We start from the raw sequence: 389 nt of genomic DNA, 5'->3' as shown, positions 1-389 counted from the left end.
CACCGTGCGGGTTCGACCCCCGCCCTCGGCACCATATGCGCCCGTAGCTCAATTGGATAGAGCGTTTGACTACGGATCAAGAGGTTAGGGGTTCGACTCCTCTCGGGCGCGTTTTCTTTCGGGAAGTGGCTCAGCTTGGTAGAGCACCTGGTTTGGGACCAGGGGGTCGCAGGTTCAAATCCTGTCTTCCCGATACTTGTTTGGGGCCTTAGCTCAGCTGGGAGAGCGCCTGCCTTGCACGCAGGAGGTCAGCGGTTCGATCCCGCTAGGCTCCACCATTAGTTCTTTGAAAACTGAACGAAACAAACAACGTGAAACGTCAATTTTTATTTTTAGATGCTAGACAAACTAACTTTATTGGAGAGTTTGATCCTGGCTCAGGATGAACG

General features: G+C 52.7%; 3 tRNA genes. All 3 read left to right on the top strand.

The annotated features are described in order from the left end of the window. Positions 1-37: 37 nt before the first annotated feature. The 3 genes from MR167_RS31890 to MR167_RS31880 all read left to right on the top strand — a co-directional run bounded on the left by MR167_RS31890 (position 38) and on the right by MR167_RS31880 (position 278). Positions 38-111 (top strand) — tRNA-Arg (locus MR167_RS31890). Between the two features lie 8 nt (positions 112-119). Further along, positions 120-193, top strand: a tRNA-Pro gene (locus MR167_RS31885). A 9-nt stretch (positions 194-202) separates the two neighbouring features. After that, positions 203-278 (top strand) — tRNA-Ala (locus tag MR167_RS31880). Positions 279-389: the final 111 nt, after the last annotated feature.

Origin of the sequence: Bacillus cereus group sp. BfR-BA-01355 (assembly GCF_022663675.1) — a bacterium.
Taxonomy (GTDB): domain Bacteria; phylum Bacillota; class Bacilli; order Bacillales; family Bacillaceae_G; genus Bacillus_A; species Bacillus_A thuringiensis_S.
This window is presented reverse-complemented; position numbering and strand designations above follow the sequence as displayed.